We start from the raw sequence: 14929 nt of genomic DNA on the forward strand, positions 1-14929 counted from the left end.
AGGGACGAGCTCGTCTCTCGCCTGGTCGGCGACGCGCTGACCCTGCTCGCCGGGTTGGAGGGTGCCGAACTGAACCAGAAGCAGCAAGACGCCGTCGCGTTGCTGGCATTGGTCGCCGGGCAGGACGTCGAACCCGCCGAGGACTCGGACGGCACCGATGGGCGGTGGCGGATCGCCCGGAAGGTCGCACCGGACCGGGTGATCTCGACCGTGGACCCCGACACCCGGCACGCGCACAAGACCCGGGAGAAGAAGCAGGACGGCTTCAAGGCGCACGTCGTGATCGAGCCCGACACGGGCCTGGTCACCGCCGCGGTGCTGACCAAGGCTGCCGGGCAGGGCAACAGCGACGCGGTCCGCGGGGCGGAACTGCTCGCCGCGGACCGGGGCATCGACGGGCCGGTGCAGGTGCTGGCCGACTCGGCGTACGGTAGCGGTGAACTCCTCGCCCAGATCACCGCAGCCGGGCACACCCCGCTCATCAAACCGATGCCGTTGCCCCGCCCGGTCCCGGGCGGGTACACGATCGATGACTTCACCGTCGACGAGGCCGCCGGTACCGCGACCTGCCCGGCCGGGACCACCCGGCCGATCAGCCCCAAAGGGCGCGTCACCTACGGTGCGGCCTGCACCGGCTGCCCGCTCAAGGCGGCCTGCACGACCTCGGCGCGGGGGCGCAAGCTCGATCTGACCCCGCACGACCGCATCAAACGCGAGCACCGCGCGCACGCCCGTGAGCCCGAGTTCCAAGCCGTGTACCGGCAACACCGGCCCATGGTCGAACGTTCGATCGCGTGGCTCACCCGCGGCGCACGCCGCGTCCCCTACCGCGGTGTGGCCAAGAACAACGCCTGGTGGGCCACCCGAGCCGCCGGGATCAACCTCAAACGCCTCCTCGCACTCGGCCTGACCCGCCAGAACGAGGCATGGGCGCTGGTCTGACGAACACCAGCGCCACGAACCCATTGACGACTACCCACGCACGGGTGACGATGGTCAGAGGTGGGCGAGATGACCCCGTTGTCGCACCATTGAGTGCTGACCAGAACACGCCGCTTGACGGCCATTGGTGGCACCTCGCCCGCCGCCACGCCGACCAACCACCCACTTGTTCAGCGGTCTCCTAGCTGCGCTCGCCGCCCAGCCGATCGAGTTCCGGGTTCCTGCGGGTCGACACGCCGAAACCCGGGCGTCGATGTGGGCGGCAGCGGCCGCGCGGAAGTCGTGGGACGCCGCGGCCGAGGGAACTCCTCGCCTGTCGAGTCCCGGGTTTGTGCGGGTGAAGTCGCACCAAGGCGGGATTCGATGCGGCGGCGGCAACGGCGGTAGCGGTAGCGGCGGCGGCAGCGGCGTAGTGCAGCGAACCCGCGCGTGCTACGCGCCGACCGGCTTCGGCGCGTCGCCGACGAACGGTGAGGACAGGGAACGGATGTCGCGGCTCAGACGCCGACCGGTTGCGGCGCCTCGCCGCCGACGCGGTCGAGCGCGGCGGGCCCGTCGGCCGGGTAGAACACCGCGCCGCCGTCGACGCGCACCGCGACCCGGGATCCGGGGCGCAGGTCGCCGAGCTCGTGCAGCGGCACGCGCACGTCGATGAGCACAGGGTCGGCGTCGCCGGCGAGCAGCGACACCTCGGCGATGGGTCCCATGGGGCGCACGTCGTTGACGACGGCGTTCAGCTCCGCGGCATCCGTGCTCGTGCTCAGGTCGATCTGCGCCGGACGCACCATAGCGAGCCCGGCCACCGCGCCGTTGCCCCGGTCGTGCCGCAGCGGGATGCGGCCGAGCGCGCAGTCGACGCATCCGTCGCCGGGCCTGGCGGGAAGCAGCACGGCCGGACCGAGGAAGGCGGCGATCTCGGGGGTCTCGGGGGAGTCGAAGACGGCGTCGGGCGCGCCGGCCTGCGCGAGCCGGCCGTCGACCATCACGCCGATCGCGTGGCCGAACGAGAGCGCCTCGTCCTGGTCGTGGGTGACGAGCACCGCGGTGATGCCGCTGCGCCCGAGTGCGTCGATCACCGCGCGGCGGGTCTGCTCGCGCAGGCCGGTGTCGAGCGCGCTGAACGGCTCGTCGAGGAGGATGATGCCCGGTCGCGGCGCCAGCGCACGGGCCAGTGCCACGCGCTGCTGCTGTCCGCCCGAGAGCTGGTGCGGGTACCGATCGGCGAGGGCGGGGTCGAGGGCGGCGAGCTCCATGACCTCCCGTACGCGGGCGGCACGATCCCGGCCGCGTCCCCGCGGCAGTCCGAACGCGATGTTGCCCGCCACGCTGAGGTGCGGGAACAGCGCCCCGTCCTGCGCGACGTAGCCGATGTCGCGACGGTGCGCCGGCACCGTCGTGCCGGGCGCCGCGAGGGTGCGATCGCCGAGGCGGATGCTCCCGGCATCCGGTTGCTCGAATCCGGCGATGAGTCGCAGCAGTGTGCTCTTGCCGCTGCCGGATGCCCCGACGATCGCGGTGCGGGACCCCTGCGGCACGGCGAGCGAGACGTCCTCGAGCACGGGGGTGCTGCCGAATGACTTCGAGACGCCGGAGACGGTGAGCATCATCGGGAGCGACCTCCTCGGGTCTGGGCGAACATGAGTGCCACGGCCGGAACCGACAGCAGGATGAGCAGCAGCGCATACGGCGCAGCACTCGGATAGTCGATGGCCGACGCGGCCGACCAGAACTGGGTCGCGAGCGTGCGCGTGCCGGTCGGCGCGAGCAGGAGCGTCGCGGTGAGCTCGTTCGCGGCGCCCAGCGCGACGAGGGCGCCGCCGGCCGCGATCGCCGGCAGGAGCAGCGGCGCGGTGACGCGTAGGCGGGCCGCGATCGGCGCAGCGCCGAGCGATCTCGCCGCCTCCTCGAGCGATTCGGGCACCTGCGCGATGCCGGCGCGCAGCGACACCAGCGCGCGCGGCAGGAAGATCACGACGTACGCGGCCATGACCGTGGCGGCGGTCTGATACATCGCGGGCACGAGCCGCAGCGTCACCGTGACGAGCGCGAGCGCCACGATGATCGCGGGCAGGCTGCTCGCCACGTAGTACGGCGCCTCGAGCGCGCGGCTCAGCCGGCCCGGGTGCCGCGCCGAGAGCCATGCGACCGGCAGCGCCACGAGCAGCGCACCGATCGCCCCGCCGGTCGCGAGCAGCACGGTCTGCGCGATCGCCGCCGGCATCTCACCGAGGGCGGCGGGGTCGGATGCCGCGAGCCACCGCACCACGTTCACGAGCGGCACGACCGTGGCCGCCGCCCCGAGCACGACGAGCGCCGCGATCGCGAGCGGCGTCACCCGCCCGAGCGGCACGGGCACCGCCGGATGCGGACTCCCCGTGCCGACGCGCGCATACCGGGCGCGTCCGCGCGCCGCCGCCTCGATCACGAGGAGCACGAGGCAGAGCGTGGCGAGCACGACGCCGAGCGCGGCGGCGGACGACCCGGCGAACGTCGACTGGTACGCGACCACGATGGCGGTGGTGAACGTGTCGAACCGGATGAACGCGAACGCGCCGTACTCGGCGAGCAGGTGCAGCGCGACGACGAGGCCGCCGCCGAGGATCGCGAGGCGCAGCTGCGGCAGGATGACGCGGCCGAACACCGCCCACGAGCTCTGACCGAGCGACCGGGCCGACTCCTCGAGCGCAGGGTCGAGGCCGCGGAGCGTCGCGAGCGCGGGCAGGTAGACGAGCGGGTAGTAGGCGAGGGTGGCGACGAGCAGCCCGCCGCCGAGCCCGTTGATCGACGGGATGGCGCTCGCCCAGCCGTAGCTCGAGACGAACGCCGGGATGGCGAGCGGTGCCACGAGCAGCACCGCGAAGAAGCGGCGGCCGGGCAGATCCGTGCGCTCGACGAGCCACGCGCCGCCGACGCCGAGCACGACGGTCGCCGGCACGCCGAGCGCGAGGAGGAGCACGGTGTTCATGAGGAGCTCGCCGACTTTGGGCCGGAAGACGAGCGGCTGCAGCTCCGCCCAGCCGAGGTCGAGCACGGTCGCGACGACGTAGCCGACCGGGATGAGCATGGCGACGGCGAGCACGGCCACGAGCGCGAGGAGGGTGGCCGACGGCCTCCTGCCGTCGCCCGATCCGCCGCGGCGTGCTTTGCGGGCCGGGGCTTCACGGCTCGGTGCCGGAATCGCCGTCGAGGTCAGAGCAGCCCCGCCTCCGTCATGAGGTCGATGACCTCGGGTCCGTTGAGGGTGGACGGATCGACGGCCGGCGCGTCGAGGGTGTCGAGCGGCGGGAGCGGCTGCTTCGCCGGCACGCCGCTCGCGACCGGGTACTCGAAGCTGTAGCCCTCGCCGAGGATCTCCTGACCCTGTGCACCCGCGAGGAACGCGAGGAACTGCTGCGCCTGGTCGGGGTGCGTGCTCGACTTCAGCACGCCACCGCCCGAGACGCTCACGAAGGCACCGGGGTCCTGGTTGCCGAAGTAGTGCAGTTTCGTGTTCGCGCTGTTCTCCTCGGTGCCGTCCTGGTCGCGGTACCAGTAGTAGTGGTAGATCACCCCGCCCGGAACCTCGCCGGCGTTCACGGCCTTCATCGTCGCGATGTTGTTCTGGTACACCGTCGCGTTCTCGTCCATACCGCTCAGCCACTCGGCCGCGGCCTCCGGGCCGGTGAGCTCGAGGATCGCCGAGACGATGGCCTGGAAGTCGGCGCCGCCGGGAGCGCCGCCCCAGCGACCCTTCCACGAGGCATTCGCGAGATCGAGGAGCGAAGCGGGCAGCTCGGACTCGTCGAGCAGCTCGGGGTTGTACACGAACACCGTCGAGCGCGCGGCGATGCCGGTCCACAGGCCGCTCGACGGGCGGTACTGCTCGGGCACGAGGTCGAGCGTCGCCTGGTCGACGGGCGCGAGCAGCCCGGCGTTCTCGACGAGCGAGATGGCGGGCGAGTTCTCGGTGAGGAACACATCGGCACGCGACGCGTCGCCCTCCTCGACGAGTTGGTTGCCGAGTTCGCTGTCGTTGCCGTTGCGCAGCACGACCTCGATGCCGGTCTCCTCGGTGAACGCCGCGACCCACTCCTCGGTGAGCTGCTCGTGCTGGGCGTTGTAGACGACCAGCGCGTCATCGGAGGCGGGGGCCTCGCCGCCTGCCCCTGCGCCTGCACCGTCGGCGGCGCAGCCGGTGAGGGCGGCCGCGGCGATGGCGATGGGCACGATGGAGGTGAGGAGTCGGCGGGGTTTCATGAGGCTCTCTCGCAGTCGCGTGGCAGGAAAGGCTATCCTAACCCGCCGGCCGCGGGTATGACGTTCCGTGTTCTCACCGGAAGACGCTCCCCGCCCCTCGCGGGCCGCTGGTGTCGCGTCGCCTCACTCAACCGTTCGCAGGACCAGAGGCGATTCACGGCCCCCACGGAGGGTGATCGGCCCAAGGTCCTTCGTTCGGTGGGCGCCGGCACCCTCACACGAACGCGCGGAGATGCGCGCGGACCTGCCTCAGCGCGTACGCTCGCGGCATCCGCTCGGCTCGGCGGCTCAGCTCGTCTTCGTCCAGTCGAGGTTGATGACGTCGCCGATGTAGACGGTCTCGCCGAAGTCGTGGACCTGCGGGTTCATGCGCAGCAGTTGCTGCTGCGGCAGCTCGAATCGCTGGGCGATGTCGAAGAAGCTGTCGCCCTCGACGACGGCGTAGCTCGCGGGCACGCCGGCGCCGTCGAGCACGGGGGATCCGGTGGCGCCGGGTCGCGAGCCGGTGTCGTAGGCCGGACCCCACTCGACGACGGGCGCGGGCGCGTTCGGCACGGGCTCGGGGGCGGCCGGCTCGGGGGCCGGGGCGGGCGGCACGGGCTCGGGGGTCGGCGCCGGCGTGGGCGTCGGCGTCGGCGTCGGCGTGACCGTCGCCGTGACGGTGACCGGCGGCGGGGTGGGGATGGGCGCCGCGATGCATCCGCCGAGCAACAGGGCGGCACATCCCACGAGACCGACGGATGCCGCCGCCTTACCGATTCCTCGCCCCACTGCGCCCCCGACCGACGTGCCGAACGGCGCACCTGGGTCGGCGCGCCGGCTCGGGCCAGCCTATCGATCCGGCGGGCCGGCGCAATCCCTGCGCCGTCGTCTACGGCGTACTCGAGCCCATCGACGACGAGCGGGCGGATGCCGCGTTGCTCGCCCTCTCCGAACGGCTCATGCCGGGCCGGGCCGCCGAGGTGCGTGCCATGACGCGCAAGGAGGTCGCAGCGACCCGCGTGCTGCGGCTCGCCCTCGACGACGTCGTGATGAAGTCGCGTGCGGCCGGGGCATCCGAAGACCAGGGCGATGGCGAGGACCACACGGTCTGGGCCGGCGTCGTGCCGCTCGGGCGCACCTGGGGCGCGCCCGAGCCCTCTCCGCTGACGCCAGCGGGGACCCCGACCCCGGATTCGGTGGTCGCCCTGACGACTCGCTCCCGCGCGGAGCACAGACTTCACTGATGGAAGGAGGTGCGCGATGTTCGCGACATTGCTCGTGCTCGGACTGATCGCCGTTGCGGCGATCACGACCGCGCTCGTGCAGTTCCGGCGTGACGGCTACCACCGTCGGCCGACCCTGCTGCACTGAGCCGGCACTCGAGTCGACACGACCCGACGAACGAACGCGCCTCCCGCTCGGCTCCCGTCGAACGGCACGCCCGGGCACGCTGACGCCCGGTCGCCTCAGACCGCCACCTCAGGCATCTGAGGTGCCTGAGCCCACCCAAGCCCCGAAATAGGGCGATCGCCCGATGGGTGACGGATGCCTTAGCGCGCACGCTGAAGGCATCCGATCGGAAGCATCGGACCGACATCAGGAGGAATCATGCAACTCTCGGCAGACTTCGTCGCACTCGGGATGCACCACGCCGACGTGCAGCGCGCCGAGCGTGAGATCGGCCTGCGCATGCGTGCCGAGGAGCGCGGCTCGGGCGACGCGGGGGCGTCGCCCGAACCCGCCTCGCACCGCCGCCACCGCGTGCACCGCCGTGCGCCCCGCCTCGCACTTCGTTGAGCGTGGCGGGCGCGGGGCTCTCGGCGCCGCGTAGCGCGGGCTCGCCGCGCAATGTCGGCGGTGAGTGGCACCATGGAGAGGTGACCATGTCAGCGCCGGCGATGATCGGCCGTGACGCCGATCTCGCGAGACTCGACGAACGCCTCGACGAGGTGCGGGCGGGCGCGCCCTTCACCGTCATCGTCGGCGGCGAAGCCGGCATCGGCAAGACGCGGCTCATCCGCGAGTTCGAGCGCGGCCTCCCGCCCGATGTGCGGCTCCTCGCCGGGCAGTGCGTCGACCTCGGCAGCGTCGCGGCGCCGTACGCGCCGGTGAAGGCGGCGCTGCGCACGCTCGTCGCGGAAGAGGGCGCAGAGCGCGTGCTCGAGGCGGTCGGCCCCGGGCGAGCCGCCCTCGTCGCCCTTCTGCCCGAGCTCGCGGCATCCGGTGCATCCGGTGCAGAGACGGCGACGGATGCCGCGGCCGCGGCCGTGACGACCGCATCCGCACCGGCCGCAGCCGGCGCCGCGGCCGGGCAGCTGCACGAGGCCATCGCCGTGCTCCTCGAGACGTTCTCGCGCGAGCGGCCGATCGTCTTCGTCATCGAAGACCTCCACTGGATCGACGCGGCGAGCCTCGCGCTCCTCCGCTTCCTCATGCGCGCGCTCGGGTCGAGCCGCGTGCTCACCGTGCTGAGCTACCGCACCGAAGACGTGACGCGGGGGCATCCGGTGCGCGACTTCCTCTCCGAGGCCGAGCGCGACCGGTGGGTCGAGCGCCGCGAGCTCGGCCGGCTCACCAGGGGGCAGGTGAAGAAGCTGGCCAAGTCGCTCATCGTCGACGAGTCGCCGAGCAATCGCGTGCTCGACACGGTGTTCCGCCGCAGCGACGGCGTCCCCTTCTTCGTCGAGGAGCTCGTCGGCATCGACGGATGCCGCGACGAGGGCTTCGTGCCCGACACCCTCCGCGAGCTGCTGCTCGCCCGCTACGAGCGGCTCCCCGACGCGGCTCAAGAGCTGTTGCGCCTCATCTCCACGGGCGGCGTGCGCATCTCGCACGCGATGCTCGCCGCCGTGTACACCGGCGCGGCCGACGAGCTCGACGCCGCCGCCCGGCAGAGCGTGCACCTCGGGGTGCTCACGATCGAGGGCGACGACTATGCCTTCCGGCACGCGCTCGTGCGCGAGGCGATCCTCGACGACCTGCTGCCCGGCGAGCGGGCGCGATTCCACGCGCGCTATGCCGAGGCCTACGAGGCGGCCGCGGCGGCGGGGGCGCGCCGGCTCGCCGCCGAGATCTCCTTCCACTGGCTCGGTGCGCACGACGCCGCGCGGGCGTTCCCCGCCACGATGCAGGCGATGCGCGAGGCGCGGGCCGCCGCCGCATACGCCACAGCGGCCCAGCTCGGCGAGCGGGCCCTCGGCCTGTGGGACGTGGTGCCAGACCCGGCCGCGGCCGCGGGCATGAGCAAGCTCGAGCTCATGGGCCGCACCGCCTCGCACCTGCGCAACGCCGGCGAGGGCGAGCGCAGCCTGGCGCTCGTGAAGGCGGCGCTCGCCGAGTGCCCGCGCGACGACCCGAACTATCCCCGGCTCCTACGCGACAAGGCCCTCTACCTCGCGAACGTGGGCAAGGGCGGCTCGGTGGCCGTGCTCGAGCAGGCGCTCGAAGCACTCGACGCGCGCGGCGAGACCGGCCCGAGCGAGCTCCGCGCGACGACGCTCACCGCGCTGGCCGGCCGCCTCATGATCGACGGTCGCCTTGACGACGCGGTCGAGACGGCCGGGCGCGCGCTCGAGGTCGCCACCGAGATCGGCTCGGCCCGCTACGCGTCCATCGCCACCAACATCTCCGGCATCAGCCGCGCCGACCGCGGGGAGGTCGACGAGGGGCTCGCCCTCCTCGAGCGTGCCCGCGAGCTCGCCGACGGCGACGGCGCGGCCCTGCTGCGGTACTGGGTGAACGCGTCCGACCAGCACTACCTGGTCGGCAACTTCCACGAGGCCGTGCGGCTCGCCGAGGAGGGACTCGCGCAGGCGCGCGCGCAGGGCGTGGAGCGCAGCTCGGGGGTCATCCTGGCTTCGAACGCGGTCGACGCACTCTTCGCCCTCGGCGAATGGGAACGCGCCGAAGAGCTCATCGACCGGGCCCTCGCACTCGACCCGCCCACGACGTTCACGGTGTACCTGCAGCGGGCCCGCATCTGGGCGCTGCTGTGGCGCGGCGAGATCGAGCGGGCCGATCGGCTGTACCGCAGCGCCCGGCCGGCGATGGTCGCCGTGATGGAGGTCGAGATGCAGACCCGGCTCGGGGTCGGCCGTGTCGCCGCCGAGCTCGCGCTCGCGGGCGACGATCTGCCCGGTGCCTGGCGCGAGTCGCGGGCCCTCCTGCACGAGCCGTATCGGCCCCTCGCCGGCTACGCGTTGCCGTTCCTCTGGGTGGCCGCCCGGGTGGTCGCGGCCGCGCGCGCCCGGCCCCATGCCGTCAGCGAGTCGATGGTCGACGAGATCGAGGCGTCGGTGCCCGACTTGCGGGCCCTGCTCGGGCGGCTCTCGTCCTGGCCGACGCACCCGGTGTGGGCGGCACTCTTCGAGGCCGAGCTCGCCGAGGCGCCCGACGGCGCCGGAGCGGGCGTGCCGGGCAGTGAGGTCGCCGCGTGGCGTTCCGCCGTCGAGTCGTCCGCCGCCCCGGCGGCGCCCGGCTTCCTCGCGCCCTACGCGCTGCTGCGCCAGGCCGAGGCCGAACTGGCCGCCGCCGACCGAACGGCTGCACGCCCGTCGCTCCAGGCCGCGTTCGACGTCGCCGAGTCCGGCGGCGTGCTCGCGGTGCGCGACCGCGTGCTGCGCGTGGCGGCGGCGGCGGGCATCGCCCTCGAGGGCGTCGGCGGCGGTGCCGCGCTGGTCGTGCACGAGGGCGGCGTGGCGGCTTCGGCGTCAGATGCCGACGTGCTGGCGGCGGCCGAGCTCACGGCCCGCGAGCGACAGGTGCTCGATCTCATCGCCGAAGGGCTCAGCAACCGCCAGATCGGCGAGCGCCTCTTCATCAGCGGCAAGACCGCGAGCGTGCATGTCTCGGCGATCCTGCGCAAGCTTGGCGCCGCCACCCGCACCGAGGCCGCCTACCGCGCGGGCGCGCTGCGATAGCACGGCCCACCGCGGTCACGACGCCGACGGTGTCGAGGCACGCGCCGCCTCGGCCTCCACCCACCCGAATGCGTATCGCAGCACCGCCCGGCGGGACATCTCGCGCCCGCGCGCCCGTGCCTCGTCGAACTCCGCCGCGCGGTCGGAGTCGAGCACGCGTTCGATGATCGGGCCCGAGGTGACGTAGGTGCGCTGGGAGACCCGGCCCATGCGCGTACGCAGCGTGTCGACTGCGCCGAAGAGCGTCCCGGCACGCTCGAGGTCGCCGAGCACTACGGCGCAGGCGGCGAGCCCCTCGATGGCATTCTCGACGCCCTCCTCGTTGCCGAGCCGGAGCGTCAGCTCGAGCTGCCGCGCGAAGAGTTCGGGATGTGCCTCGCCGAGTGCGAGCCGTGCCCACCCCGCGTTCGAGTCCTCGATCATCTCGACGAACCGATCGCCGAGTCGCGCCGCGTCCGCGATGAGCTGCTCGAACGTGGCGAGCGAGTCGGCGGTGCGGCCGCGGATGAGCGAAACGCTGGCGAGCTGACCGCGGAACAGCGCATGGAAGGTCGCGTCGTCGTCGGGGCCGACGAGTTCGAGGGCTCGCCGTTGGAGCGCCTCGGCGCTCTCGAGGTCGGGGATCGACGCGGTCGCGCACGCGATCCCCTGCACCGTCAATGCAGAGCCCTCGCCGAATCGGTCGCCGGCCGCCCGGAACAGGCCGGCCGCTTCCTGGAGCGGCCCGCGGTCCACCTCGGCGCCGGGATGCGACAGTGCGACCCACGACGAGAACGTGATCGCGATCGCGCGGCTGCGGTCCGCGAGCGGCACGCCGGTGTCGAGGAGGCGGTCCATCCAGGCCTTCGCCGTCGGGAGCAGGTTGCGGATCCACCAGTACAGGAGCAGCCGCCAGACCGCGTCCGCGACGGTGTCCACCTCGCCGATCGCGATGAGGTGCAGGTAGCCGGCGCGGAGGTTGTCCCGTTCGGCCTGCAGTCGTTCCACAGTGGATTGCTGGGTGGAGCCCCGCAGCAGCGGCTCGAGCTGGACGGCGAGTCGCACGTAGTACTCGGCGTGGGCTCGGCGCGCCGCCGCGACATCCGCTTCGCGCCCGAACCGAAGCGCCGCGAGTTCGCGCACAGGGACGAGCATCGAGAAGAACGAGACGCCCCCGACATCGCGCTGGCGCAGCAGGCTGCCGTCGACGAGTTCGAGGAGCGTGACCGGCAGGTCGACAGCCCACGCCTCGTCGCCCGCCACCGCCTCGACGGCCGCGAGGCTGAAGTCGCCGGCGAAGACGCCGAGCCGCACGAACAGGGCCCGTGCGCCAGGCCCGAGCAGGTCGATGCTCCACTCCACGGTCGCCCGGATCGTGCGCTGGCGCTCCGGGACATCCCGGTCGGCGGTCGTCAGGAGCGGGAGCACGTGGTGGAGTCGCTCGAGCATTGCTCTCGGCGTGAGCACGCGGATCCACGCGGCGGCGAGTTCGATCGCGAGAGGCACGCCGTCGAGTGCTCGGGAGATGTCGGCGATGTCTCGAGCGTTCTCGACGGTGAGGTCGAACCTCGAGTCGGCGGCGTGCGCGCGCTCGAGGAACAGGCGTACGGCGGGCGCCTCGGCGATCTCCGCGAGCGACTCCGCGGCGGAATCGTCTGGCAGCCCGAGTGGCTCGACGTCGAACACCTGCTCGCCGTGGATCCGGAGCCGCGACCGGCTCGTCACCAGCACGGTCGCGTCAGGCAGCTCGGTGAGCAGTTCGGTGACCTGCGGGGCGGCGGCCATGACCTGCTCGAAGTTGTCGAGCACGATGAGGTCTCGGCGGCGCCGACGCGCGACGGCGAGCCGTTCGAGCGGGGCTGCGCCGCCGTCGTCGCGCACGCCGAGCTCACGGGCGACGGCGGGCAGCACCCCCGCTGCATCGCGGAGATTCTGGAGCGATACGAACGTCACCCGGTCGAACCGGTCACGGGCCTGCCTCGCTGCCTCGACGGCGAGTCGGGTCTTCCCGATCCCACCCGGTCCGACGAGCGTGACGAGCCGCCGAGGATCGCCGCCGCCCAGCCATTCGAGGAGGGTCGCGAGGTCGGTCTCCCGGCCGAGCACCTCGTCCGACGACGCGGGGAGGTGATCGGCTGCGTCGTCGGAGGCACCCGCGTCGGGTGCCGAGGCCGGGTCGGGGGCAGGGTCCCCGGTCGCCCGCTCCCGCGAGGCTTCGAACCGCTCGGCGAGCAGGGTCGCGAGGTCGGCCTCGAGGAAGTCAGCCAGTTCGGCCGGGGTCTCGAACGTCTTGTACGAGGTCGTGTCGTCGTCGCGGATGGCCGCGACGAGCCGCGCGAGCCGCTCTTCGCGCTCCGCCGGAAGCTTCAGGTAGATGAGCTTCGGCATGTCGTGCGGCGCGAGCCGGTACTCGTCCTCGAGGCCGGAGACCTCCTCGCCTGCCGCGGCCCACCCGTACTTCTGCCAGTAGATGCCGACGAACACCTCGCTCTGCTCGAGGTAGGCGCGGTACAGCGCGCGCGGCGGGTGCGGCCTGGCGCCGAGCTCGAACATCACCGGCGCGAGATGCAGCCGCTCGATGGCCGCCCGTGCGGCCCTCCGCTCGGGCTCCAGCTCCTTCAGGGTCGAGCTCACGAAAACCCGCAGTCGCTGGTCGGGCGTGCGGATCCGGGCCTCGGGAGCGCTGCCGCTCATGGCGAGACGGCCTGCTTCACCGGGGTGCATCCCGTTCGACGGCCCATGCAGACATTGTGGGGCGCGCTCGCGCCGTCGTCCACCACCCCGAGCAGAGCGGCGCCTGCGCCAGGTCAGCTGCTCGGCCGGAACCCCCGCGCGACGTCGATGAGGATGCGAGTGCCGAATCCCGTCGCGCCCTTCGACCTCCACAGGTCGTCTTTCTCCGACTGCATGGTGCCGGCGATGTCGAGGTGCGCCCAGGGCGTCTCGCCCACGAACTCGGCGAGGAACAGCGCCGCGGTGGTCGCACCGGCGTACGGGCCGCCGAGGTTCGAGATGTCGGCGACATCCGAATCGAGCTGAGGACGATACTTCCGCTCGAGCGGCAGCTCCCAGACGGGCTCGTCGGTCGAGGCCGCGGCATCCTTCACCAAACCGATCGTCGCCGCATCGTTGCCGATGACCGCCGCGATCGACGGCCCGAGCGCCATGAGCGCCGCACCCGTGAGGGTGGCGATGTCGATGATGGCGTCCACGCCGTCTTCGTTCGCGAGCACGATCGCATCCATCATCGCGATCCGGCCCTCGGCGTCGGTGTTCTTCACCTCGACGGTGCGCCCGCCGCGCGCCGTCAGCACGTCGCCGAGCTTGTACGCCGATCCCGACGGCATGTTGTCGGTGCACATGAGCCAGCCGGTCACGGCGGCGGTGGCGTGCAGCGCGCGCAGCGCCGTGAACGTCGCGAGCACGGATGCCGCACCGCCCATGTCCATCTTCATGAGCAGGTGCATCGGATCCGACGGCTTCAGGCTGATGCCGCCCGAGTCGTACATGATGCCCTTGCCGACCAGGCCGAGGTGTCCCGATGAGCGCCCGGGCGGCGTGTAGCGCAGCTTCACCATGCGCGGCTCCTCGGCACTGCCGGCGTTCACCCCGAGGAGGCCGCCGCAGCCGAGGTCGATGAGCTGCTGCCTGTCGAACACCAGGGCGTCGAACCCGAACCGCTTGCCGAGCGCGACCGCGACGTCGGCCATCTCGGTCGCGGTGAGGTGCCCGGGCGGGCAGTTGGCGAGGTCGCGGGCGATGCCGGTGGCGCGCGCGGTGACGGTGCCGGTCTTCGCGCCGGCGGATGCCGCGACGCGATCGACCCCGTCGATCAGGAGCTCGAGCCGCTCGAGCGGCACGTCCTTCGGCTCGCGCTTCAGGGCGGCGAAGCGGTAGCGGGCGAGCAGTGCGCCCTCGGCCAGCGCCTGCGCGGCGGCCGCGGCATCCGCTGATCCGATCGTCGGCACCCGCAGGCCGATGCGGCCGAACCGCGACGTGGCGCGCGCGAACGCGGCCGCGGCATCGCGCAGGCGGGCTGCGTCGAGCACACCCGTCGGACCCGCGCCGACGAGCACCGTGAGCGGGCCCGCGCCGTACGGCAGCAGGAGCGACGTGCCGGCCGTCGCCTCGAACCCGGCTCGGGTGAGCGCCTCGCGGTCGAGGTCGATGCCCGCGGGGAGGTCGCCATCATTCGTGACGAGCACGCCGACGGCGTCGAGGCCGCTCTCGTCGAGTTCGTCGACCACGGCGACGGCGGCCGGGGCGGCGAGCGAGGGCGTCGCGGTGAAGTCGTCGGGGATGAGCTTGTTCGGGCTGCGGGTCATCGTCGAAGCAGAAGGTGTCGTAGCTGAACTCATGGTGGCCCCCAGATCGCCATGCCGGGCGCTGGGCCCGGCTCCCTGATGCGAGAATATCCGGCCGAGCAGGAGCGCCCGGGATATAATGCTCACAGCTGTCTGTTCACCCGCCGGCCGGCGGTGACCCAGACCCCGTCGCGAATGCGCAGCCCTGATTCTCGCAAGGAGTCGACATGGGCACATTCACGTACAACGGCACGCTCACGGTGGAGTTCGAGGATCGGCTCTTGGCGCACCTGCAATGGGTCATCATGACCAAGCTGCGCCGGAACGAGTCGTTCATCTTCAGCTGGACCAAGGCCGAAGAGGCCGGCGGCGGGCGAACCAGCGTGTGGATCGATCGGCACATCCCCGTCGTCTTCGACTATCCGACGAGCGTGGTGCCGGAGATGAGCCGGGAATGGGCCACGGGCCTGATGAACACGACCTTCCAGGTCGCGGGCCTGCAGATCATCCCCGACCAGGTCATCGCCGAGGCCGGGACCAGGTAGGGCGAAGCCGCGATCGGGCAGG

Annotated in this window: 11 protein-coding genes; 5 read left to right on the plus strand and 6 right to left on the minus strand. The window is 72.5% G+C overall.

Annotated features, from left to right (window positions below):
• On the plus strand, positions 1-942 hold a 942-nt coding region (locus ACFWN7_RS12750; protein ID WP_376939185.1), incomplete at its 5' end, for a transposase.
• 497 nt (positions 943-1439) lie between these two features.
• Here the strand turns inward: ACFWN7_RS12750 and ACFWN7_RS12755 are convergent.
• The 4 genes from ACFWN7_RS12755 to ACFWN7_RS12770 form a co-directional block, all read right to left on the minus strand.
• Complete coding sequence (locus tag ACFWN7_RS12755) at positions 1440-2549, minus strand: ABC transporter ATP-binding protein (RefSeq protein WP_376939186.1); 1110 nt, start codon at positions 2547-2549, stop codon at positions 1440-1442.
• On the minus strand, positions 2546-4027 hold the full coding sequence (locus tag ACFWN7_RS12760) for an ABC transporter permease (protein ID WP_376939187.1): 1482 nt from the start codon (positions 4025-4027) through the stop codon (positions 2546-2548). Before ACFWN7_RS12760 ends, ACFWN7_RS12755 begins: the two co-directional genes overlap by 4 nt.
• Before the next feature lie 104 nt (positions 4028-4131).
• The gene (locus ACFWN7_RS12765) at positions 4132-5178 is read right to left on the minus strand and encodes an iron ABC transporter substrate-binding protein (protein WP_376939188.1); all 1047 of its coding nucleotides are present in this window, start codon (positions 5176-5178) and stop codon (positions 4132-4134) included.
• A gap of 288 nt (positions 5179-5466) precedes the next feature.
• A complete protein-coding gene (locus ACFWN7_RS12770) occupies positions 5467-5907 on the minus strand; it encodes a LysM peptidoglycan-binding domain-containing protein (protein WP_376939189.1) in 441 nt (146 codons plus the stop codon).
• 11 nt (positions 5908-5918) lie between these two features.
• Here ACFWN7_RS12770 and ACFWN7_RS12775 point away from each other — a divergent pair, with 11 nt between their 5' ends.
• From ACFWN7_RS12775 to ACFWN7_RS12785, 3 genes are all read left to right on the plus strand, one after another.
• Positions 5919-6404 (plus strand): pyridoxamine 5'-phosphate oxidase family protein, encoded by a 486-nt coding sequence (locus tag ACFWN7_RS12775; RefSeq protein WP_376939190.1) that lies wholly within the window; start codon positions 5919-5921, stop codon positions 6402-6404.
• A 364-nt stretch (positions 6405-6768) separates the two neighbouring features.
• On the plus strand, positions 6769-6957 hold the full coding sequence (locus ACFWN7_RS12780; protein WP_376939191.1) for a hypothetical protein: 189 nt from the start codon (positions 6769-6771) through the stop codon (positions 6955-6957).
• An 86-nt stretch (positions 6958-7043) separates the two neighbouring features.
• Positions 7044-10079, plus strand: coding sequence for an AAA family ATPase (locus tag ACFWN7_RS12785; RefSeq protein ID WP_376939269.1), 3036 nt, complete (start codon positions 7044-7046; stop codon positions 10077-10079).
• A 15-nt stretch (positions 10080-10094) separates the two neighbouring features.
• On the opposite strand, the gene ACFWN7_RS12790 is transcribed toward ACFWN7_RS12785, so the two are convergent.
• Together ACFWN7_RS12790 and ACFWN7_RS12795 are read right to left on the minus strand one after the other, a co-directional pair.
• On the minus strand, positions 10095-12752 hold the full coding sequence (locus ACFWN7_RS12790; RefSeq protein WP_376939192.1) for a DUF4062 domain-containing protein: 2658 nt from the start codon (positions 12750-12752) through the stop codon (positions 10095-10097).
• A 113-nt stretch (positions 12753-12865) separates the two neighbouring features.
• Positions 12866-14383, minus strand: coding sequence for a leucyl aminopeptidase family protein (locus tag ACFWN7_RS12795; RefSeq protein ID WP_376939193.1), 1518 nt, complete (start codon positions 14381-14383; stop codon positions 12866-12868).
• Positions 14384-14589: 206 nt separating this feature from the next.
• Here ACFWN7_RS12795 and ACFWN7_RS12800 point away from each other — a divergent pair, with 206 nt between their 5' ends.
• Complete coding sequence (locus tag ACFWN7_RS12800; RefSeq protein WP_376939194.1) at positions 14590-14907, plus strand: ATP-dependent DNA ligase; 318 nt, start codon at positions 14590-14592, stop codon at positions 14905-14907.
• The last annotated feature ends 22 nt before the right edge of the window (positions 14908-14929 follow it).

It is taken from the genome of Agromyces sp. NPDC058484 (assembly GCF_042720415.1).
In the GTDB taxonomy this organism is placed as follows: domain Bacteria; phylum Actinomycetota; class Actinomycetes; order Actinomycetales; family Microbacteriaceae; genus Agromyces.